The organism is Companilactobacillus farciminis KCTC 3681 = DSM 20184 (genome assembly GCF_002706745.1).
Classification (GTDB): domain Bacteria; phylum Bacillota; class Bacilli; order Lactobacillales; family Lactobacillaceae; genus Companilactobacillus; species Companilactobacillus farciminis.
The window spans coordinates 90,980-112,794 of sequence record NZ_CP017702.1 but is presented as its reverse complement, the minus strand read 5'-3'; the positions used below and the strand labels follow the sequence as shown (position 1 = coordinate 112,794).

Here is a 21,815-nt window from a genome sequence, read left to right as displayed (position 1 = left end):
TGTTACACTTTGTTATTCACAAAATAAAAAGCGCTAATCACTGATATATCAATGATTAGCGCTTTCTTGTGAAATTAAATATTAACCGATTTTTTCGATTTTTAGTATTTTGTTGACGTTTTCTTTGGTTTTTTCGATATTTTTGTTAATAATCTTATAGCATTTGCCTGATAATTCACTAGGAATTTGCAGATCTCGCTGGAATTCATCACTGTTGATTCGAGCCTTGAGTCGATGTTTTTCATCCCCACGACTCTCTAGACGTTTCGTCACAGTTTCCAAATCGACTTCTAAGAAAATCACTACTGCATCTTTGCCATACTTCTCTTTGTACGAGATAGCTCCCTTAGTGTCGACAACAATACTAGCTGCATCATATTTTTCCCAAGTTTTATTAAGACTTTCTTCTGAAGAACCATACCAGTTGCCACTATACTCGACTTTTTCTAGATAATGATTCTTTGCAAAACTTTCTTTTGTCTCAAAATAGTAGTCAATCCCACTTTTTTCGCCCGCACGTGGTAATCTAGTAGTGTGAGTAATAACACTTGGTATATGATAAGTATCTTGCAGATATTTACTAATGGTAGTCTTGCCGGTCCCGCTGGCACCCGTTATAACAATAATCTTTTTATCCATCTTGGACTCCTATAATTTGAAATATTTCTTCTACTATATTATTATACTAATCTGTTAATTAATTAATCCGAGGAGACTTTACATATGAAAATTGAAGACCTAAAAGTTGGTAATGTTTACGATTGCTCCGTTGATGAAGATATGGATTATCCATTCCAAGGTAAAGTTGAAAAGATCTATGAACATTCAGCTTTGATGGAAATTGTGAAAAACGATCCTAAAGACAACTCTAACAAGATGGAATTGAATAATAAGATTGTTGTCAGCATCAAAAAGATCAAAAAAGCTAAATAGTTAATACCTAGGCAGTGTTTCCATTTTGGGAATACTGCTTTTTTAGTCGCCTTCGTTTAAATCAAAGTCATCATAAGTATCATAATAATCGTCATCTCGGTCGTCTGCAAAATCATACGTCTTAGATTTCTCTTTGTTATCTTTTGATTGATGATATTCAGTAATTGAATCTGCAATCCCCATCTTTTTTAAAGCCTGCTCTTTGGGATTCTCCGCTAAATAATACAATTGATTCGTCAGATCATCTTTTAAACAAGTAGCTGATATTTTAGAAAAAGTAACCTCATGTTCAGCCGTAATATCATTCAGATTAAACGTTTTTAAAACATACTTCCTACTCTTAATCAAAATCTCTGGATGAAAATAACGTGGAAACTGTAGCGAACCGTCACTCTGAACTATTGCCTCGTAAGAATTTCGATATCCTGTATTGAAGCTAATATAATCGCGAAAATCCAAACTATTAACGTAATATTTATTATCCAAATCTTTGGGGGATAAACGCAAATCAACCGGCAAAGAGCCTAAGTGATACAATTCTTTATCTAAGATTTTTAGAGCCGTTTGATAATCATCATTACTATCGAATAACTCCAAATCCTGATTATCCAATAAACGAATTTTTTGAAACAGATTACCATTGTATAGTACATAAGTATTATTTTTCAAATGACGATATGAAACGTCAGATAATTCATCAGTTTCTTGACCACTAGCTAAGTCGTTGAGCAATATTTCATTATCTTTGATCGTCAATTCCGACAATTGGTCACTTTCATCTGAACGATTACTTTTAGAATATTGATAATAAGTATTTTGGAGTTGGTCTGGAATTCCCTTGGTAAAATTTAAAGTCTGCTCGGTACTCTTTTTAATGACCTGAGGTTTCTTTTGTGGATGATGCTTTACTTGCGAACATCCCCCAACAAAAAATACCGCAATCATTACTACTAAACCCCACTTCTTTCTCATTCAAAATCCCTCTCGCGTCAAGATAAACAATAGTCTAGCATGAGGTACGAGAATTTTTACCATAAATAACTATTTATATCAAAATCGAATAAAAATCCCACTAGAACACAATCTAGTGGGATTTCTCAATTATTTTTCAACTTCAATAAACGATCTGGCTGGAACCCTCAAAACACGATATTCCATCGCATAACGGTTAGCTTTCAAACCTAAACCATTAATGAAATTATTCTTATATTTAGCTTGTACAGTTATTACGTAAGCATATTGATATTTAGAATCTAGTTTTTTAATCTTCTTCATTGGCCAATCCAAATGGATACCTGAAACCGTAAATGGCAATGTAGCATCTGAAATAGTTGAATCACGACTAGAAACTGTATAAGTCGTATTGTTCAACCAATATTGATATACATCGGTACTGGAGTTGGATTGCTTCTTATCGATTTTTACATAGTAGCCTTGACCGTCATCAGTCGTCTGTACAATCATCGGATCATACTTGTAAGATACTGACACAGCTTCCTTATCAGTCAAATCAACTCTTGTAAATAAACTCGTATATAAGAGCCCACTGACCATTAAAATTATTACTACAATTTCTAGTAGATCTGTCAAAATCGTCTTCCAAGTAATTTTTCCCTTTTTAACAACTAAAATATTTAAATGACGATTTCTAATATTGAATACAACAAAAATTAAGAGCGCAATTACAATGATCCACGCTATAATTCCTACAAAATTCCAAGAATTCATAGTCTTCTCCCAACTAAAATTAATTGTCTTAAACACTTCATAACTTTATAATAGTCATTACGCTAATTTTACCACGAATCGAAAAAATAATTGAAATAGAGATGCAAAACGATACAAATTGTGTGGGCATACTAGTTTGCGCGTTTTTTGTAATGACAGTATAACCACGCTATATCGTGTATACATCCGTTACAACGAGCACAATATATTGTGTTTATATTTTTTAATGATTATACTAAATGAGAATATGAGAGGAAGTAATACTATGAACAACGTAATCGTCTATAGCAAAAACAATTGCATGCAATGTCGCATGACTAAAAGATATCTAAAGGAACATAACGTACCTTTTGAAGAAAGAAATATCAATCAAGATCCACAATATCTTGATTCCCTAAAGCAACAAGGTTTCCAAAGTGTTCCTGTCGTTATGAATGAAGCAATGGACCCAATCGTCGGTTTCCGTCCAGACAGCTTGAAGGAACTAGTTGGATAAAATGAACTTAGCTTACTACTCTATCACTGGCCAAACTAAGCGTTTTGTTGAGAAATTGGGAATAGATGGATATGAAATAACCGATGCCGATCCGTTTTATAAAATGGGTCGGTCATTTATTCTCATCGTGCCTTCTTATGACGACGACATGATGGACCCAGTGATCGATTTTCTTCAATATGAAGATAACGCCAAAAACTGCGTCGGCGTAGCTGGTGGAGGAAACCGCAACTTCAACACCCTCTACAACCATACAGCCAAAGACATCGCTGCCGCTTTGAATGTTCCTGTCGTCTTCGAATTTGAATTCAACGGAACAACTAAAGATGTCGAAAATTTTAAGAAAGTAGTGAATGAAATTGGGATTAAATAACCTCGATGCAACTAAACTAAGTTATTTCAAATTGAATAACGAAATCAACATCCCCGTTGATGGCAAGATTCCTTTGAATAAGGACAAAGAAGCAGTTCAAGCCTTCTTTAAAGAAAATGTTCAACCTAATACGAAAAAATTCGATACTTTCAAAGACCACATTGATTTTCTAATTGATGGCGACTACATCGAAAAGCCCGTCATTGATAAGTATCCTTTAGCATTTATCGAAGACTTATACCACGACTTATTAGATCAACATTTCCAATTTCAATCATTTATGGCAGCATACAAGTTTTACAACCAGTACGCTCTCAAAACAAATGATGGCGACCTTTATTTGGAAAATTACGAAATGAGGATTCTTTTTAATGCCCTTTTGTATGCCAATGGCGATCAAGATTTAGCCAAAGCCTTAGCCACAGAAATGATTGCTCAGCGTTATCAACCCGCTACACCTTCATTCTTGAATGCCGGCAGAAAGCGTCGTGGCGAATACGTCTCTTGTTTCCTATTGCAAGTAACTGACGACATGAACAGCATCGGTCGAACAGTCAACAGTGCCTTACAACTATCACGTATCGGTGGTGGCGTGGGGATTACTTTGTCTAACTTGCGTGAATCTGGTTCACCTATCAAAGGTGTCGAGAATTCATCATCCGGTGTCTTACCAGTCATGAAATTGCTCGAAGATAGCTTCAGTTACAGTAATCAACTAGGCCAAAGACAAGGTGCCGGAGCCGTTTATTTGAACGTCTTCCATCCTGATATCATCGACTTCTTATCTGCTAAAAAAGAAAATGCCGATGAAAAGGTCCGTGTTAAGACTCTATCCCTTGGCGTAATCGTTCCTGATAAATATTACGAATTAGTTCGTAACAACGCTGACATGTACTTATTTAGCCCTTATTCAGTCGAAAAAGTCTACGGTGTACCTTTCTCATACGTCGATATCACTAAAGAATACGACAACTTGGTCAACGACGACCGTATCAAGAAATATAAGATTCCTGCCCGTGAACTAGAAGACGAAATCAGTAAACTTCAACAAGAATCTGGTTACCCTTACGTCTTGAACATCGACACTGTCAATCGTGCTAACCCTATCGACGGTAAAGTTATCATGAGTAATCTTTGTACCGAAATTCAACAAGTCCAAGTTCCTTCTGAATTGAATGATGCTCAAGAATATTTGAAATTAGGTACTGATGTCAGCTGTAACCTCGGTTCAACTAACATTTTAAATATGATGGAAAGTCCCGACTTCGGTAAGTCAATCCGTTCCATGACTCGAGCACTTACTTTTGTCAGTGACGCCTCAAATATCACCGCCGTTCCTCCAGTTGAAAATGGAAATAAACTCAGTCACGCTATTGGTTTGGGTGCCATGGGCTTGCATACTTTCTTAGCTTGCCACCACCTTGAATACGGCTCACCCGAAGCAATCGAATTCATCAACGTTTATTTCATGTTGCTCAATTACTGGACTTTAGTTGAAAGTAACAATATTGCTAAAGAACGTCACGAAACTTTTGCTAACTTTGAAAAATCTAAATACGCTGACGGTTCATATTTCGACAAATATTTGGCTAACAGCTACGCTCCAAAATTAGATACAGTTAAGGACCTCTTCAAAGATATCTTCATTCCATCAACAGCTGATTGGGCTGACCTGAAGGAAAATGTTGCTAAAGATGGCCTTTACAACGCTTATCGAATGGCTGTTGCCCCAACTGGCTCTATTTCTTACATCAACAATACTAGTGCCAGTTTGCAACCAGTAACTCGTCTAGTTGAAGAACGCCAAGAAAAGAAAAATGGTAAGCTATACTTCCCAGCTCCTTTCTTAAGTAACGATACGATCAAGTACTACAAATCAGCTTATGACACTGACATGCGTGAAGTTATCGATACTTACGCCTCAGCTCAAGAACACATCGATCAAGGAATGAGTTTGACCTTATTCATGCGCTCTGAAATTCCTGCTGGTTTGTATGATTGGAAAGGCGCCACTGAAACTAAACAAACAACTCGTGACCTAAGTATTTTGCGTAATTACGCTTACTACAAAGGTATCAAGTCACTCTATTACGTCAGAACTTTCACTGAAAATAATGACGAAATCGGCAGCAACGAATGCGAAAGCTGCTCAATCTAGGAGGAAATTTTTAATGGTTGATACATATTACAAGTCAATGAACTGGAACAAGCTTGAAGACCAAATCGACAAGGAAACTTGGGAAAAGTTAACTTCACAATTTTGGCTCGATACAAGAATTCCTCTTTCTAATGATTTAGACGATTGGCGTACCTTAAGCCCTGCCGAACAAATAGTCGTTGGACATGTTTTTGGTGGTTTGACATTACTAGATACTTTGCAATCCCAAGATGGTATTCAAGCCATGTTAAAAGATGTTAGAACTCAAGCTGAGACTGCTGTTTTCAATAATATCGAATTCATGGAGTCCGTTCACGCTAAGAGTTATTCTTCTATCTTCAGTACTTTGAACAGTGCCGAAGAAATTGAAGAGATCTTCGATTGGACCGACCATAATGAATATTTACAAAAGAAAGCTAAATTCATCAATGACATCTATCAAAACGGCGATCCACTTCAAAAGAAAGTTGCTAGTGTTTTCCTAGAAAGTTTCCTATTCTATTCAGGTTTCTACACACCTTTGTACTATTTAGGCAATAATAAGCTAGCTAACGTTGCTGAAATCATCAAGTTGATTATTCGTGATGAATCCGTCCACGGAACTTACATCGGTTATAAATTCCAACTCGGTTTTAATGAATTAAGCGATGATAAAAAAGCCGAAATGAAAGACTGGATGTACGATTTACTGTATACACTTTACGATAATGAAGAAAAGTATACCCGTGACCTCTATAAAGAAGTTGGTTGGGTCGATGAAGTTATGGTTTTCTTGCGTTATAACGCTAACAAAGCCTTGATGAACCTTGGTCAAGAGCCACTATTTCCTGATGGAAATGCTGAAGACGTCAATCCTATCGTTATGAACGGTATCTCGACCGGAACTAGCAACCACGACTTCTTCTCACAAGTTGGTAATGGTTACTTGATGGGTAAAGTTGAAGCTATGAAGGATTCTGATTACGACATTGGAAGAACTGGCGACAACAAAACACCTAATGGTAGTTCTCTCTTTGATAAAGTTAAAAAATTAAAATAAAAATAACGTCACTCCTGCACTCACAGGAATGACGTTATTTTTTTAGTCAGTAATATTCTTAAACATTTTCTTAGATAGAGTTTCTAAAGTATTCCACTCTTCATCGGTGAATCCACTCTTTTCAATCATAATCTTAGGGAGATCATTAACGGATTCACGCTTTTTGATTCCCGTATCAGTCAAATGAACATTAACTACTCGTTCATCCGACTTGCTACGTTCACGAATTACTAGATTTTCTTTTTCCAAACGCTTCAAAAGTGGCGTTAAAGTCCCAGAATCCAAGGACAACAACGCACCTAATTTCTTAACTGTTAATTCTTTATATTCATACAGAGCCACTAAAACTAAATATTGCGGATAAGTTAGTCCATTCGCACTCAACCCATCATGATACAATTTCTGAATTGCACGTGATGTCGCATATAAAGAAAAACACAAGTGATCATTCAGAGGGATTGGCCGACTTACGTTTATATCAGGCATAACCACGCCTCCTTATCATTAATTTATAGTCCATATTCTATTCCTTTGTAAAGAAATTGTAAATAATTTGATTTGGTACAATTTAATTGTTCTCCAAAAAGTCATTTTATCAAAATATCAGTAAATAATTATTTTGTTTAACAATATAAATGATATATTTTTATACTTTTATTTAATATATTTTATATCATAATATAATGGTTATTTTATGCTAAAACAGTAACTATTATTCACAAACCTGTTACAATCTGAATGAATAATGACGAAATGTCTTTGATGTGAGGGTTTTATTATGAATAAGCATAAAATTAAATCAAATATACTTTATATTTCTTTATTTATTTTTTTTGAGGGTTTATTAATGATTTCCACTTTGAACCAAATTGTTTTTGCGGCTACCGACCCTACTGCCACTAACAGTGTCATCGATGCAGGTAATCAAGCTAACTATGAAAAAGCTCTAGAATCTACCCCTAAAGGGCTACATTGGAGTGATCAAGATTTTACCAAAGCCAATTTCAAGAATAATTCAGCCGAAATTGTTAGTTCAACTAATCCTGCTACTTTAAATACTAGTGTTATCAAAATGACTAATACCAACTATCAAGTTGGGGGGATTTGGAGTAATTTATCCGAAGATAATTTCTTCAATATTAATGAAAATCAAACTGCCTCTACGTGGCTTTATTTCGGTTCATACAAAAATTCAAACTATCCTGACAGTCTCTTCCCTGGTGATGGAATGGCTTTTGTCATGCACAATGATCCAAGAGGAACAAATGCTCATTCACTTGGAAAAGATAAAGATGGTACAATCGTGCCCGGTGATGGTGAAACTTTAGGTGTTTGGGGAACAGATTGGGACTGGAATGAAACTAACCCCGCTAACATTGCTAAAAATGCCGTCCAAAATAGTTTGGCGATTGAATTTGATACCTTCGTCAACAAATTAACAACTTATAAAGATATTTCTGGAGAAGGTGTCTCCTTTGATGCCCAAGGAATTAACGGTCAACACATCGCCATTGGTTATCCTGGGAATCCCTCTGATGGAACTTTTCCAATAAATACCTATTTTCATAACTCTATAAAAAAAACTGCTGGCGATACTAGCACTGGACCTGCAACTAAAAATTATTTTACTATGCTGCATCTGGCTGCAACCGATGGTCTAAATTTAGTCGATAACAATTGGCATCATTTAACAATTCAATGGACTAAACCTGCCACCAACAGCAACCTTGGAACTATTACCTACAAATATGATGATAAGAATCCTGACGGAACACCAACTAATTCGACTAAAACAGCTTCAACCGTTATTGACACTAATCAATTCAAGAGTACTGACGGCAAATTATATTGGGGTTTTACGGGATCAACTGGTAAATACACTGAAAACAATCTATTAGTCTTCGAATCTTTACCATCCTTCGTAGATGCTCAGGCAACTTCTGATATTCACAACGACACTGAAAACACCGAAGTAAAAGCTGGTGGTCACGTTAACGCCAATGATGATATTACTTACAATTACAATTTAAAATATATCGGTTGGACTAGAGAGTGGACCAATATCAAAACTAGAATGCAAGTACCTCAAAACATGACTTTTACCAGTGGCGAAATCAACTATGCCAATGGCAAAAAAGAAACCATCCCTGATAGCGTATTTGCTGATACTACTGATCCAGGACATTTAAATTACCAATTGCTCCAAACCTTAAATAAAGATAATCGAACGGCCACAATTTCTCTTCATGGTAAAGCTGCCAAAACTACAACTAGTACTTTAACCGTGCCATCTGCTCACGCCCACTTTGACGGGGATAATTTAATTACCGATACCGATGTACCTTCATTTGTTATCGATCCTAAATCTATCACGCTCGAAAGTTCTACCCCTTACATTATTAAGGTTAAAAAAGGTGAAGACGCCCAGATCAAAGCTCACGTTAATTATCTAGGATCAAGCACCGTTGACTTAACTAAACTTACCGTTTATCAAAAAATTGGTAGCCAAGATTACATCGCCCAAAAAGGACTTATCGATACAGCTGGAGATTTCACTCTAAACATCCCTAATTCCCAATTAAATGAATCCTCCACTCCCGTTTCATTTTACGTTAAAGATGATTCTGGAATTCTCGGTCAGACCAATACTTTGGAACGAACAATTCAATTTGGTGGAACAGTTTCTTTTGGAGAAGTTTCCAGCAATGTAAAATTCCAAAATATCAACTTTGGTAATAAAAATAAATTAGTGCCAAGAATCGACGATTGGAATGTCCATGTCATCGACAGCCGTGAAAAAGGAGCCAGTTGGATTGTTCAAGCCTCAGCCTCTCAACTAATCAATTCGGCCACTAAAAAACCTTTTGATGGCAATTTAATTTTTAAAGAAACACCTGACAGTCATCCTATAAATTTGAATAACGTTACAAATATTGCTCAATATACTAAAACTGATGATTCAACGGAGACAAACAACATCACCTTGCCATGGACTAATCAAAATGGAATCCTGTTATCCTTAGATAATAACGTAAGTCCCGCTGGTCAGTATAACGGCGTTATAAGTTGGATCTTATTGGATTCAATTGCTAATCAATAAAAAAATAAGTTATGCATTCTTCATCGCATAGCTTATTTTTTATACCTATTAATAAATATTATTTTTAAATAAATTTGTAATCATTTTATATAAAATTAAAATACATAAAATGGCTTTTTTTGCTGTTAAAAAAATATAAGCTTGTTAAACTTTGGTGGAGAAAATAGTATCCGACAAGTGGGGAAAATCATGAATAAAAAAATAGCTCACATCATCGTCTTCTTTATTTTTAGCTTACCTATTATAGTCATTTTTAATACCCAGCAAATAATTGATGCTGCTGAAAACAAAGATTTTGAACAGGCTCTTAAAACTGCACCTAAAGGTCTTCATTGGGACAATGCTTCCTTTAGTATAGCTGATTTTAAGCAAGCGGCTATAAATCGTTATGGTAAAGCGCCTAGTCCTGATGACTCCCTAAACCTTACTAACAATGCCAAAATTTTTGACGTTGATCCAACTGACCCCGAAAGCACTAGTGTAATTGAAATGACTAATGCTGGACATCAAACCGGTGCCGTTTGGAGCAATATGAACAATGAGAACTACTTCGATATTAGTAAAGATCAAATAGCTTCAATGTGGTTATACTTGGGTACAATCAATCATAATGAACCTGGTGATGGCATGGCTTTTGTTTTACAAAATGATAAAAATAAGAATAATTCAATTGCCTTGACTGCCGATGGAATTCCCGTCAATGGTGAATCACTAGGAGTTTGGGGAGCCGACTGGATTCATAATGACGACAATCAAGATCGACTAACGAAAGCAATTACAAGCTCCGCTATTCAAAATAGTTGGGCACTGGAATTTGATACTTTTATTGATAAAGAAGAAGCAAATTCTTCAACTAAAGAAGGTAGGTCATTCGATTATGATCCCTTTAAAACGCTCGAAAAACACATTGCTGGAGGCTATCCTGCCCTTAAAGACACTTATAAATTTGTAAGTTACTATCCTCATTACTTCACAATGAACCATACTAATTACCAAGCTGTTCCTGATTTAGCTGGTACTATTACGAAAGAAAAAGACGGTACTATATCTGATGTTATTAACAGATGGCGTCATGTAACAATCTCTTGGTCACACGAAAATAATCAACTGACTTACGCTTACAACGACAAAGATCCAAATACTAGTAAACCCATCACAGGATCTCAAAGAATCACTTCCACTTTCAATATTGATCCGAAAAATTTTGGCTTAACTGATGGAAACACCAAACTGTACTGGGGTTTTACCGGCTCAACTGGTAATTATTCCGAAAACAATCTACTGATTTTTGAATCCATCCCTTCATACGTTGATGCTCAAGCCACTACTTCAATTTATAATGATTCAACCAGTACAGCTGTTCCCGATGGCGGTTCTGTTGATGCCCTAGACGACCTTACTTACAATTACACTTTAACTTATAAAGGTTGGAATAAAACTTGGTCACAAATTAAAGCCAAAATGAAAATACCTAAAAATATAACCTTTACTAGTGGTGAAGTTATTTACTCTAATGGCGATAAAGAAGAACTTCCTACAGAAATTTTCAAAAATGCTACTGATTCGATTGACTATCAACTAAAAGAAACCTTAAAAACTGGAAACAATTCCGCCATTATTCAATTACATGGTCATGCCAATGCCCCTAGTAACAACCTAAAAGCCACTGTTCCCTCCGCTCATGCCCACTTTGCTGGTGATAATTTAATTACTGATACCGATACTGATTCTTTTACAATTATTCCCAGAACAATTACTTTGGACAGTGAAACTTCAAATCCGATTGAGATCAACAAAAATCAGGATGTCGATATTCCCGCAAAAATTTCCTTTCACGGCTCTAATTCAATTACACCAGACTTATCAAAATTATCTGTTTATCAAAAATTAAATAATCAATCCATGCCGACAAAAGTTAACATTACAATCAATTCCAATGGTGAATTCGTTCTCCATCTTGATAAATCTCAATTAAATCAATTTTCAACAACGATTTCTTTTTATGCTAAAGATGATACCAATACTACAAAAAATCTTGGTGAAACCAACACTATTTCACGAACTATTCAAATTGGTGGTAGTGTCTTCTTCAGTGAAATTTCTAATAACGTTTCTTTTTCTCCCATAAATAGTGTCAATGATAAACAATTAATAACTCGTTCTGGTAATTGGCATGTTAAAGTTACCGATACTCGAGAAAAAGGCAGTGGCTGGATAGTTTACGCTAAAGCATCAAAATTAATAGATAACTCTAAACACTATTTAAATGGCGACATCGTCTATCGTTCCGATTCCAACGACATCCTTCACGACTTACAAGAATCTACTAATATTGCTCAACATATCAAGCAAGATGATAACGATCAAAATACAGATATCACATTATGGACTCCACAAAATGGGATTCTTTTAGAAACGAACTCTGAAAATAATTCGGGACTTTATAAAGGCACTATTTCATGGAGCTTAATAGATTCGATTGATCAAAAAAAATAAACCTCAGAGACTTTTCTCTAAGGTTTATTTTTTAACTCCGATATCCCATAAACATGGCGAACATCAGAATAACTAAAACGATTGTAGTAATAATAACGTACAAATTATCGTGCTCTTTATAAAAAGCGTAAATTGAAACAACGACCCGCAAAACTGGTGTCAAAATCAATAGAAATACGCCAAACATAATTACAGCATAGGATTTACCAGCCATGATACCAGCAAAAATATCTGAAAATCTTCGTGGAAAATCAACCATAGCCTTACCATTTTGCATAACAGTCGGATAACCAGAACCATTCATAAAGTATAAGCCCATACCAATCAAAATAACGATGGCCGAAGCAACAACACCGATCCGCAAAATTTTACCAATAACTACTTCAACTTCTCGAGTCTCTTTATGTGTATCCATTAGATGTTCACCCCGAATCCTTTAAGAGCCATTTGCACTCCCATGTAGAGAATAATTGGAATAAAGATCATTCTGATTACTCTTGGTTTCAAAACTTGCATCAATCTAGCACCAATCGTAGCACCAACTAAAACACCGATTGCCAAAGGTGCCGCAATATCTGGACGAATTGAGCCGTTAAAGAAGTACACTGTAGCACTAGCAGCAGCCGTTACACCCATCATCAAATTACTAGTAGCACTAGATGGTTTCAAAGGCATTTTCATAATTGTATCCATAGCGATAACTTTAAAAGCACCACTACCAATACCTAATAATCCACTAGCTAAACCGGCAGCCCACATCATAATAAAACCACCAGGAACGTTCTTCATTGAATAGTCGATTTGCTTTTGTTCTGACTTATCATAATAAGTACTTGCCAGCTTAAACTTATCAACGATTGGATCATGACCAGTGAAAACTTGTTCACCTTTCTTATCAAACAATTTTCGAATCATATTGTAAGTTGAATACAATAAGAAAAATCCAAACAAAACATATAAGAAACTACTTGAAAATACTCCTACCAGCAAAGCACCCATAATTGCCCCAACGGTAGTAGCAATTTCCAAAAACATCGCAACACGCAAATTAAGCATGTCATCTTTCAAATAGGCAATAGTCGAACCGGAACTCGTTGCAATAACAGAAATGATACTAGCACCGATGGCATATTTGATGTCTAGACCCATCATAATAGTCAAAACCGGCGTGATGATCATTCCACCACCAATACCTAAAATTGCACCAAGAACTCCAGCTCCCACTCCCATTATTAAGAGTAGCAACATTGAATTCATTATTTTTCCTCTTTTTCTTCTTCCTTGTTATTAAAATTCTCTACGGAAGTTTCATAGTTACTTTTCATTATATCCATTGTATGTTTAATTTCAGCATTTTCAAGCAAGTTTTCTGAAATTAAATCGATATGGAATTTCGAGGCATTTAAATAATCACAAGCTGTTGAAAGATAAATTTTAGTATCCACTTCCGCGTCGTCATCGAAGAAATGAGTGACTTTCTTAGCATCATCGAATGGTAAATTAATAACACCAGTTTCTAGATAAAAGTTGATTTCAAATTCAGCATCAGCTACATGGATCAAAATTTGAGAAAGTTTATTATCGGTAGCATCCTTTTCCAATTGTTCCTTAGCCTTGTTCAAAGACCAAAGATCTTCTTGCAATAAATCATCCTTACTAATTTCTAAACTAGTTTGGTTGAATTTTCCTTCTTGAACGTTCTCGATAAAATCAGTAATTTTTATTTTCATTCTTCTTCTCCTAAAGATACTTTTTGAAAAACTTATCCACAGCCTGTTGGTAGTTTTTTGAATCAACATAGTAGCTGCGAATGTGAACACCTAGGCTTCCGTACGACATTTTTGGGAATTGTCCACATGTGGATAACTCATCTCTCATGTTGAAAGGTACCGTGAAATCATTTTTTCCATGCATGAACAATATCGGCAAATTATTTTTCTCCAATGCCTTGCGACAATCTGTCTGTCGATATGAAAAACCAGCCCTTAAACGGGACATCAATGAGATACCAGCAATTAATAATTTACCTTTAATATGGTATCGCTTTTGGCAGTGATAACTCAAAATATCTGCTGCACTAGTATAGCCAGAATCCTCGATTATTAGTTTAACATTTTTCGGTAAATCATTACCGGTTGTTAACATAACTGTTGCTGCTCCCATTGAAGCTCCAAACAAAACGATTTTATCAGTTGGATGTCTGCGTAAAACTTCTTGAATCCAATCTAATAAATCCTGACTTTCTATGTAGCCAAAGCCAAGATACTTCCCTTCGCTTTTTCCTGCTGCTTGGTCGTCGATTTGTAAAACATTGCAACCGAGTTTATCAAACAGCTGTGCATGAACATTCAACGAATTGTGATCAACACCAAAACCATGCACTAGAATAACAGTCGTTTGCGCATCATTATCAGTGAACCAACCATACAATTTGCTTCCATTATAGTGTGACTCTATTTGCCACTCATCCTTGTCCTTTGCTAAGAACCTAGCCGTACTCTCTTCTAGACCTTCATCCATCTTTACTTTGGGTGCTTCTGAACCTAAGGCCTTGGAACCCCTCTGCTGAATATACAAAAAAAAGGCGTTCAGAATTAGAACGACTAGCAATAACAATATCAACAAAATAATTATCATGATATTACCTCACTTATCCTAATTCTTTCACACCTACCATTGCGATAGCAACAATAATCATTGAAATAGTGATACCAACGAACAATGTTGAAAAAGACATTGCTGTGATGATCAAACTACCCGCATAAGGTCCAATCGCTCTTCCTAACGAACCAAAGATACTATAAAAACTTTGGAAAGTTCCACGATTTCGATTAGTTGACATCTTACTCAATAAAGCTGGAATAGTTGGGAAAACCATTGATTCACCAACAGTCAAAACTAGCATACTAATAATGAAAGCTAAGTAAGTCTTGGCTCCTGGAAGCAATAAGAATGATAATCCCATAATAATTGTTCCTAAGAAGATTTGATACTTCAATAGTTTGAAAACTCTTGAAACTACACGATTCATTACCGGTTGAATAATCAATAATGAAGCTGCATTTACTGTAAATACCAAACCATATTCACGAGTTGTATAACCTTGGTTCAACATATAAGCTGACAAGTTACTGTCCCATTGAGAATAACCTAGCCAAACGATAAAAATCGATGCACAGATCACAAAGATATTTAATCTAAAGCGATTTAATCCAATTTCAATTCTTGGATCTTTAACGTCACTACTTTCATAACGCTTAATATCCTCATCGTCTTGTTCATGAACGTGATCCAAGACGTTAGCTTTTAACAACAATATAACGGCACTGATTACAAATAATAACATTGGAATGAAGAAAGTTAAAAAGATACTCCACTTAAAGATAAATCCAACTGCCGTTGAACCAATAGCAATTCCGATATTAGCAGCTAAATACATGTTATTAAAAATCACTCGACTATTACCAGTCATTTGTTCCGCTATGAAGGCGGTATAGGCATTAACGGCCGTATAGACCAGTCCCATTCCAAATCCTAACGTGAACAACATAATCGCATATGTTGGCCACACATGATGTACTGACATACCTAATAACGATATAATTGATATCCCATAACCAATGTATAACGTTCCACGCTTGGAGAAACGATCAAACATAAATCCCCCCAAAGCATTTCCAACCATCATAAAAGCTGAATATACCATCAAGGCAAATCCCGCTGTTACCAATGATTCGTGTAGATTCTTGTGAATAAATATTGTATTCACTGGCAAAATAAATCCCATTACTAAATTAAATGTGATATTTAAAATTAATAGCCACAATCTTTGAGCGCGCATCCTTTTCACCTCTTCTATTTAATTTTTTCAATAAAAAAACCATGGCCAAAAAGATCAACCATGGTTTTAGTTGGTAGTACTCAGATGAGTAAATAGTTTGCTGTTCACATCAGCGCCCTATAGATATCCCTCACAATCCGGTGAGTAGTGCTTGATACCCTACCATCATAAGTGCCGTCCAAACTCGACGGCTCTCGACTCATCGCACAACCTGTATCATAATATATTCTGAAAATAGTTGCAACACTTTTCACTTAAAGATTTGGATTTTCAGTAACCTTTTCTTCAGTCCAGATCTTATAAATCAAGTTCAATAAGCCACCCATTTGACCATCAACGCCATTATACATCCAACGATAGATGCAGACATCTTTTTTCATTTCATCAGCTGGTGGGTTAGCACTATTAGCCGTTACAACGATATCAGCCTCTTTAGGATCACTAACGATCTTAGCATATGGCAATGATTGTAGAGTGACTGCCAAGTCTGAATATACCAAGAAGAATGATTCTAATTCCAAATAAACTTTAACTTGAATGTGCTTGTTATAAAGTGAGAAGAAACGATAAGCAATTGCATAAATCGCTTCTGAAATTTGTTTAGCTTTGCCATTTAATGATTGATACTTATCACGCAACATCAAATGTTGAACAGTTGAATAAATCTTGCTCTCTAGTCCTTCATCATTCAACTTGCTGATAGCATCTCCAAAGCCTGAGTACAAGTTCAAAATCTCAATGTAATTGTGATCTAGAGCTAGAACACCGATGATACATGTCGTCAAATTATACTTGTATCTCAAAAATTCACTATGTGACATAGCCATATCTGAAACAGTCTGTTCCACGTCAATTGGAATAAGTTCCAAGAAATCGTCGATGAAGTTGGCAAATAGTGGATTATATCTAACTAGTTGCTTAGAAACCGATTGTAAATAATCTTCTGAAACTTCAAAGGTTGCTGGTACACACATTAATAGGATGTAAAAGTCAGCTGATTGGAACATTTGCTCTTCATAACTGACATCTTCCTTAATGGCACGTTTCAATTCCCTTACCTTTTTACTACCAGTATCCCCTTCAAGCATTGAGCCAGCGCTCTCAAAAATATTAGGGAAAGGATAATTAATGACATTCAAAGCGTCCATGTTTTGAACGTGATTACCTTCGATAATTCGATACAAGTGAGCCATAACGACGTAAGCATAGAACATCTTCGTAATATGGTTAGTTGGTTTCAGACGATACTTGTCTAAAGCAATATCGACAACTTTGAAAGCTGTGCTTTGTGTGAAATCTTCAAATGGCCATACGTATCCCCTAGTAGCATTCCAATACAATGCTGCGATAGCCAAACGAATTGATTCCTCATCACCTACAAAACGCATTGGTTCGTAAGCAATTCTGACACCAAAGCGTTTCAAATAGCCTCTCATAGGCTTTAAATGACGTAAAACAGTTGCCTTGCTGCTTTCTAAGGTCTCATAGAAATGTTTAAAAGAAGTTTCCTTATTCTTAACAATAGCATCTAAGAACAAGTAACCATCAGAGTTAGTCGTCAAAAAGGCATGATAAGCATCCCTAGTAACATCAAACATCTCTTCTGTACTATATTCATCCTTATCTAGGATTCTCTTAAAGTCTTCTTGAATCCCCAAAAAAGTATTATAAACGCTGCCGTAACTCTTATTCATTTGATAAGCAGCCTTACGCAAATTGATATCCTTAACTTGAATATCACGATTACGATACGTTCCAATCAAATTAGCACTTGCCAATTGATTAGTTCTGATCAATTTAATCTTGTTAAATAGTTGTATCTTTTCTATTTCTGATTTTGAAAGAAATAAGTCAGTAAAGCTATCCAAGAACTCCACCCCCGTAGATGCGATTAATTCTATTATAATAAAATATATTCAAATATATTTTTCAACAATTATATTACAGCAAATTATTTTCTATATAAGTAACCTACCATATTTCATTACTTAAATAAATAGACAAGATATTTAGTAAAATATGAACATAATTTATTATCTATACCAATATGTTATTTTACGCCTTATTTAGAATAAGTATAGTCTTTTGGCATTCCTTAATTTGAAAAAAAACAAATTTCATAAAAAAGAAAAAAATAAACTGGATTTTTTAAAATTTATTTTCGATTTTATATAAAAAATTATATACGATATTCATTCTTTAAGATAGTAGATCAACTTAACCAGATTCTAGTTAATATTGGATTATGGTTATGAAAATATGCGTTAAGCTTTCATCATTTTGGGTGATCTCGTAGAGATTACTTTTTCTTAATTTTATTTTTTGTTACCGATATTTTACTCAATGTTTTTTTATTTTCATAAAATATATTAGTAATTAAATACTTTATTTACATAGAATAAAATATGAAGGCACAAAAAAAGGAATCAACTAATGTTGATTCCTTACGTTGCGTGGCAGCTCCCTATCCTCGCGGGTAGTTTCCCACCAACTACTTTCGGCGCGGAGAAGCTTAACTTCTGTGTTCGGCATGGGAACAGGTGTATCCTTCTCACTATCGCCACCACACTATTTTGCCTCGTACCTTCAAAACTAGATATTAATATCAATGATTTAAAACACTTCGAACTGCTGTAAACTCTTACTCGATTAAGTCCTCGATCTATTAGTACTGCTCAGCTCCATGTATCGCTACACTTCCACCCGCAGCCTATCTACGTCATATTCTCTAACGGATCTTACTTCCATAAAGGAATGGGAAATCTCATCTCGAGGGGGGCTTCACACTTAGATGCTTTCAGCGTTTATCCCTTCCATACGTAGCTACCCAGCGATGCGCCTGGCGGCACAACTGGTACACCAGAGGTATGTCCATCCCGGTCCTCTCGTACTAAGGACAGCTCCTCTCAAATTTCCTACGCCCGCGACGGATAGGGACCGAACTGTCTCACGACGTTCTGAACCCAGCTCGCGTACCGCTTTAATGGGCGAACAGCCCAACCCTTGGGACCGACTACAGCCCCAGGATGCGATGAGCCGACATCGAGGTGCCAAACCTCCCCGTCGATGTGAACTCTTGGGGGAGATAAGCCTGTTATCCCCAGGGTAGCTTTTATCCGTTGAGCGATGGCCCTTCCATATGGTACCACCGGATCACTAACTCCGACTTTCGTCCCTGCTCGACTTGTCAGTCTCGCAGTCAAGCTCGCTTTTACGTTTACACTCTGCGAATGATTTCCAACCATTCTGAGCGAACCTTTGAGCGCCTCCGTTACATTTTAGGAGGCGACCGCCCCAGTCAAACTGCCCACCAGACACTGTCCCTCATCGCGCTGAGCGATGTAGGTTAGAGCTTTCATATAACAAGGGTAGTATCCCACCAACGCCTCCTTCGAAACTAGCGTTCCGAAATCAACGGCTCCTACCTATCCTGTACATGTCACACAAAAACTCAATATCAAGCTACAGTAAAGCTCCATGGGGTCTTTCCGTCCTGTCGCGGGTAACCCGCATCTTCACGGGTATTATAATTTCACCGAGTCTCTCGTTGAGACAGTGCCCAAATCATTACGCCTTTCGTGCGGGTCGGAACTTACCCGACAAGGAATTTCGCTACCTTAGGACCGTTATAGTTACGGCCGCCGTTTACTGGGGCTTCAATTCTCAGCTTCGCAAAAGCTAACTGATCCTCTTAACCTTCCAGCACCGGGCAGGCGTCAGCCCATATACGTCATCTTACGATTTAGCATAGACCTGTGTTTTTGATAAACAGTTGTTTGGGCCTATTCACTGCGGCTGGCTGTTACACCAGCACCCCTTCTCCCGAAGTTACGGGGTCATTTTGCCGAGTTCCTTAACGAGAGTTCACTCGCTGACCTTAGGATACTCTCCTCGACTACCTGTGTCGGTTTGCGGTACGGGTAGTTTATTTCTAACTAGGAACTTTTCTTGGCAGTGTGAGTTATTGTGCTTCGTTACTAAAATTTCACTCCCCATCACAGCTTGTCCTTAGAGATATAAGCATTTGACTCATATCAAGACTTACTGCTTGGACGCGCATATCCATCAGCGCGCACACATCATCCTCCTGCGTCCTTCCATCGTTCAAACAAAATAAACTAGTACAGGAATATCAACCTGTTATCCATCGATTACACCTCTCGGTCTCATCTTAGGCCCCGACTAACCCTGGGAGGACGAGCCTTCCCCAGGAAACCTTAGTCTTGCGGCCGACCAGATTCTCACTGGTCTTTCGTTACTCATACCGGCATTCTCACTTCTAAGAACTCCACTGCTCCTCACGGTACAGCTTCAATGCTCTTACAACGCTCTCCTACCACACATCTTACGATGCATCCACAGTTTCGGTATCATGCTTAGCCCCGGTACATTTTCGGCGCAGAATCACTCGACTAGTGAGCTATTACGCACTCTTTGAATGAATGGCTGCTTCTAAGCCAACATCCTAGTTGTCTATGCGTTTCCACATCCTTTTCCACTTAGCATGAATTTTGGGACCTTAACTGGTGATCTGGGCTGTTTCCCTTTCGACGGTGGATCTTATCACTCATCGTCTGACTCCCGGGTATAGATCAATGGTATTCGGAGTTTATCTGAATTCAGTAACCCAAGACGGGCCCCTAGTCCAAACAGTGCTCTACCTCCACGATCCTAATCCCCGAGGCTAACCCTAAAGCTATTTCGGAGAGAACCAGCTATCTCCAAGTTCGTTTGGAATTTCACCGCTACCCACAACTCATCCCAGCATTTTTCAACATACACGGGTTCGGTCCTCCAATGCGTTTTACCGCATCTTCAACCTGGTCATGGGTAGGTCACTTGGTTTCGGGTCTACATCAACATACTTAGTCGCCCTATTCAGACTCGCTTTCGCTACGGCTCCAACTTTTCATTTTAACCTTGCATGTTAACGTAACTCGCCGGTTCATTCTACAAAAGGCACGCCATCATCCATAAACGGACTCTGACTACTTGTAGGCACACGGTTTCAGGATCTATTTCACTCCCCTTCCGGGGTACTTTTCACCTTTCCCTCACGGTACTGGTTCACTATCGGTCACTAGGGAGTATTTAGCCTTGGGAGATGGTCCTCCCGGATTCCGACGGAGTTTCTCGTGTTCCGCCGTACTCAGGATACTGAATGGAGTGGGTCAGATTTCGTTTACGAGGCTTTCACTCTCTTTGGCCAAGCTTTCCAACTTGTTCAACTATCGTTACCTTTTGTTCTCACAACATCAGTCCTACAACCCTATGAAGCAAGCTTCATAGTTTGGGCTATTCCCGTTTCGCTCGCCGCTACTCAGGGAATCGAATTTTCTTTCTCTTCCTGCAACTACTTAGATGTTTCAGTTCATTGCGTGTTCCTCTTGATTGCTATGTATTCACAAACAAGTAAATATCCATTACGATATTTGGGTTCCCCCATTCGGAAATCCCCGGATCAAAGCTTACTTACAGCTCCCCGAGGCGTATCGTCGTTAGTTACGTCCTTCATCGGCTCCTAGTGCCTAGGCATCCACCGTGCGCCCTTTATAACTTAATCTTGACAAAATATGGAAATACATCCACTTTTATCGCGCAGTTTTCGGTGTTTCTTTTAAATCATTAATTCTTAATATCCAGTTTTCAAG

Annotated in this window: 17 protein-coding genes and 2 rRNA genes; 7 read left to right on the top strand and 12 right to left on the bottom strand. The window is 37.1% G+C overall.

The genetic code is table 11. The features are described from left to right. Nucleotides 1–81 precede the first annotated feature (81 nt). Nucleotides 82–639 carry a guanylate kinase gene (locus LF20184_RS00505; protein WP_010019053.1) on the bottom strand — a complete coding sequence of 186 codons (558 nt, stop codon included), beginning with the start codon at nt 637–639 and terminating at the stop codon, nt 82–84. An 84-nt stretch (nt 640–723) separates the two neighbouring features. Here LF20184_RS00505 and LF20184_RS00500 point away from each other — a divergent pair, with 84 nt between their 5' ends. After that, a complete protein-coding gene (locus tag LF20184_RS00500) occupies nt 724–933 on the top strand; it encodes a hypothetical protein (protein WP_010019054.1) in 210 nt (69 codons plus the stop codon). Nucleotides 934–975: 42 nt separating this feature from the next. Here the strand turns inward: LF20184_RS00500 and LF20184_RS00495 are convergent, their stop codons facing one another. Together LF20184_RS00495 and LF20184_RS00490 are read right to left on the bottom strand one after the other, a co-directional pair. Next, nucleotides 976–1,905 carry a hypothetical protein gene (locus tag LF20184_RS00495; protein ID WP_056945215.1) on the bottom strand — a complete coding sequence of 310 codons (930 nt, stop codon included), beginning with the start codon at nt 1,903–1,905 and terminating at the stop codon, nt 976–978. Between the two features lie 129 nt (nt 1,906–2,034). Beyond that, entirely contained in the window at nt 2,035–2,661 is a 627-nt protein-coding gene (locus LF20184_RS00490; RefSeq protein WP_010019057.1) for an LVIS_2131 family protein, read from the bottom strand. Between the two features lie 265 nt (nt 2,662–2,926). Here LF20184_RS00490 and nrdH point away from each other — a divergent pair, with 265 nt between their 5' ends. From nrdH to nrdF, 4 genes are read left to right on the top strand one after another with little or no spacing between them, the layout of a single operon-like run. Further along, the gene (gene nrdH / locus LF20184_RS00485; protein ID WP_010019058.1) at nt 2,927–3,157 is read left to right on the top strand and encodes a glutaredoxin-like protein NrdH; all 231 of its coding nucleotides are present in this window, start codon (nt 2,927–2,929) and stop codon (nt 3,155–3,157) included. 1 nt (nt 3,158) lies between these two features. Continuing rightward, nucleotides 3,159–3,530: a class Ib ribonucleoside-diphosphate reductase assembly flavoprotein NrdI gene (nrdI, locus tag LF20184_RS00480; RefSeq protein ID WP_029606469.1), complete on the top strand. Its 372-nt coding sequence runs from the start codon at nt 3,159–3,161 to the stop codon at nt 3,528–3,530. Then, nucleotides 3,511–5,688, top strand: coding sequence for a class 1b ribonucleoside-diphosphate reductase subunit alpha (gene nrdE, locus LF20184_RS00475; RefSeq protein ID WP_099240369.1), 2,178 nt, complete (start codon nt 3,511–3,513; stop codon nt 5,686–5,688). The genes nrdI and nrdE overlap by 20 nt, the downstream gene beginning before the upstream one ends. A 13-nt stretch (nt 5,689–5,701) precedes the next feature. Then, a complete protein-coding gene (gene nrdF, locus LF20184_RS00470) occupies nt 5,702–6,727 on the top strand; it encodes a class 1b ribonucleoside-diphosphate reductase subunit beta (RefSeq protein ID WP_056945214.1) in 1,026 nt (341 codons plus the stop codon). Between the two features lie 42 nt (nt 6,728–6,769). Here nrdF and LF20184_RS00465 read toward each other — a convergent pair whose 3' ends face one another. Next, nucleotides 6,770–7,213: a MarR family winged helix-turn-helix transcriptional regulator gene (locus LF20184_RS00465; protein WP_010019064.1), complete on the bottom strand. Its 444-nt coding sequence runs from the start codon at nt 7,211–7,213 to the stop codon at nt 6,770–6,772. 361 nt (nt 7,214–7,574) lie between these two features. On the opposite strand from LF20184_RS00465, the gene LF20184_RS00460 reads away from it, so the two are divergent. Beyond that, complete coding sequence (locus LF20184_RS00460) at nt 7,575–9,827, top strand: L-type lectin family protein (protein WP_056945213.1); 2,253 nt, start codon at nt 7,575–7,577, stop codon at nt 9,825–9,827. 189 nt (nt 9,828–10,016) lie between these two features. Beyond that, entirely contained in the window at nt 10,017–12,323 is a 2,307-nt protein-coding gene (locus tag LF20184_RS00455) for an L-type lectin family protein (RefSeq protein WP_010019070.1), read from the top strand. Between the two features lie 31 nt (nt 12,324–12,354). Here LF20184_RS00455 and LF20184_RS00450 read toward each other — a convergent pair whose 3' ends face one another. From LF20184_RS00450 to LF20184_RS00415, 8 genes are all read right to left on the bottom strand, one after another. Beyond that, nucleotides 12,355–12,738 carry a DUF1634 domain-containing protein gene (locus tag LF20184_RS00450; RefSeq protein ID WP_010019072.1) on the bottom strand — a complete coding sequence of 128 codons (384 nt, stop codon included), beginning with the start codon at nt 12,736–12,738 and terminating at the stop codon, nt 12,355–12,357. Then, nucleotides 12,738–13,580: a sulfite exporter TauE/SafE family protein gene (locus tag LF20184_RS00445; RefSeq protein WP_010019073.1), complete on the bottom strand. Its 843-nt coding sequence runs from the start codon at nt 13,578–13,580 to the stop codon at nt 12,738–12,740. The genes LF20184_RS00450 and LF20184_RS00445 overlap by 1 nt, the downstream gene beginning before the upstream one ends. Next, a complete protein-coding gene (locus LF20184_RS00440) occupies nt 13,580–14,053 on the bottom strand; it encodes a hypothetical protein (protein ID WP_010019074.1) in 474 nt (157 codons plus the stop codon). The genes LF20184_RS00445 and LF20184_RS00440 overlap by 1 nt, the downstream gene beginning before the upstream one ends. A 10-nt stretch (nt 14,054–14,063) precedes the next feature. Then, the gene (locus tag LF20184_RS00435; RefSeq protein ID WP_010019075.1) at nt 14,064–14,960 is read right to left on the bottom strand and encodes an alpha/beta hydrolase; all 897 of its coding nucleotides are present in this window, start codon (nt 14,958–14,960) and stop codon (nt 14,064–14,066) included. Nucleotides 14,961–14,973: 13 nt separating this feature from the next. Continuing rightward, nucleotides 14,974–16,164, bottom strand: a complete 1,191-nt coding sequence (locus LF20184_RS00430; RefSeq protein WP_010019077.1) for an MFS transporter — start codon at nt 16,162–16,164, stop codon at nt 14,974–14,976. 254 nt (nt 16,165–16,418) lie between these two features. After that, entirely contained in the window at nt 16,419–18,041 is a 1,623-nt protein-coding gene (locus LF20184_RS00425) for a helix-turn-helix domain-containing protein (RefSeq protein ID WP_235806601.1), read from the bottom strand. 574 nt (nt 18,042–18,615) lie between these two features. Continuing rightward, nucleotides 18,616–18,732 (bottom strand): 5S ribosomal RNA (gene rrf / locus LF20184_RS00420). Nucleotides 18,733–18,809: 77 nt separating this feature from the next. Further along, a 23S ribosomal RNA gene (locus tag LF20184_RS00415) occupies nt 18,810–21,727 on the bottom strand. Between the last annotated feature and the right edge of the window lie 88 nt (nt 21,728–21,815).

Coding starts and splice junctions, on each gene's coding strand:
- LF20184_RS00460 (WP_056945213.1), top strand. CDS start 7,575: ATGATTTCCACTTTGAACCAAATTGTTTTTGCGGCTACCGACCCTACT.
- nrdH (WP_010019058.1), top strand. CDS start 2,927: ATGAACAACGTAATCGTCTATAGCAAAAACAATTGCATGCAATGTCGC.
- LF20184_RS00450 (WP_010019072.1), bottom strand. CDS start 12,738: ATGGATACACATAAAGAGACTCGAGAAGTTGAAGTAGTTATTGGTAAA.
- LF20184_RS00455 (WP_010019070.1), top strand. CDS start 10,017: ATGAATAAAAAAATAGCTCACATCATCGTCTTCTTTATTTTTAGCTTA.
- LF20184_RS00495 (WP_056945215.1), bottom strand. CDS start 1,905: ATGAGAAAGAAGTGGGGTTTAGTAGTAATGATTGCGGTATTTTTTGTT.
- nrdI (WP_029606469.1), top strand. CDS start 3,159: ATGAACTTAGCTTACTACTCTATCACTGGCCAAACTAAGCGTTTTGTT.
- LF20184_RS00440 (WP_010019074.1), bottom strand. CDS start 14,053: ATGAAAATAAAAATTACTGATTTTATCGAGAACGTTCAAGAAGGAAAA.
- LF20184_RS00445 (WP_010019073.1), bottom strand. CDS start 13,580: ATGAATTCAATGTTGCTACTCTTAATAATGGGAGTGGGAGCTGGAGTT.
- LF20184_RS00430 (WP_010019077.1), bottom strand. CDS start 16,164: ATGCGCGCTCAAAGATTGTGGCTATTAATTTTAAATATCACATTTAAT.
- nrdE (WP_099240369.1), top strand. CDS start 3,511: ATGAAATTGGGATTAAATAACCTCGATGCAACTAAACTAAGTTATTTC.
- LF20184_RS00505 (WP_010019053.1), bottom strand. CDS start 639: ATGGATAAAAAGATTATTGTTATAACGGGTGCCAGCGGGACCGGCAAG.
- LF20184_RS00465 (WP_010019064.1), bottom strand. CDS start 7,213: ATGCCTGATATAAACGTAAGTCGGCCAATCCCTCTGAATGATCACTTG.
- nrdF (WP_056945214.1), top strand. CDS start 5,702: ATGGTTGATACATATTACAAGTCAATGAACTGGAACAAGCTTGAAGAC.
- LF20184_RS00500 (WP_010019054.1), top strand. CDS start 724: ATGAAAATTGAAGACCTAAAAGTTGGTAATGTTTACGATTGCTCCGTT.
- LF20184_RS00490 (WP_010019057.1), bottom strand. CDS start 2,661: ATGAATTCTTGGAATTTTGTAGGAATTATAGCGTGGATCATTGTAATT.
- LF20184_RS00435 (WP_010019075.1), bottom strand. CDS start 14,960: ATGATAATTATTTTGTTGATATTGTTATTGCTAGTCGTTCTAATTCTG.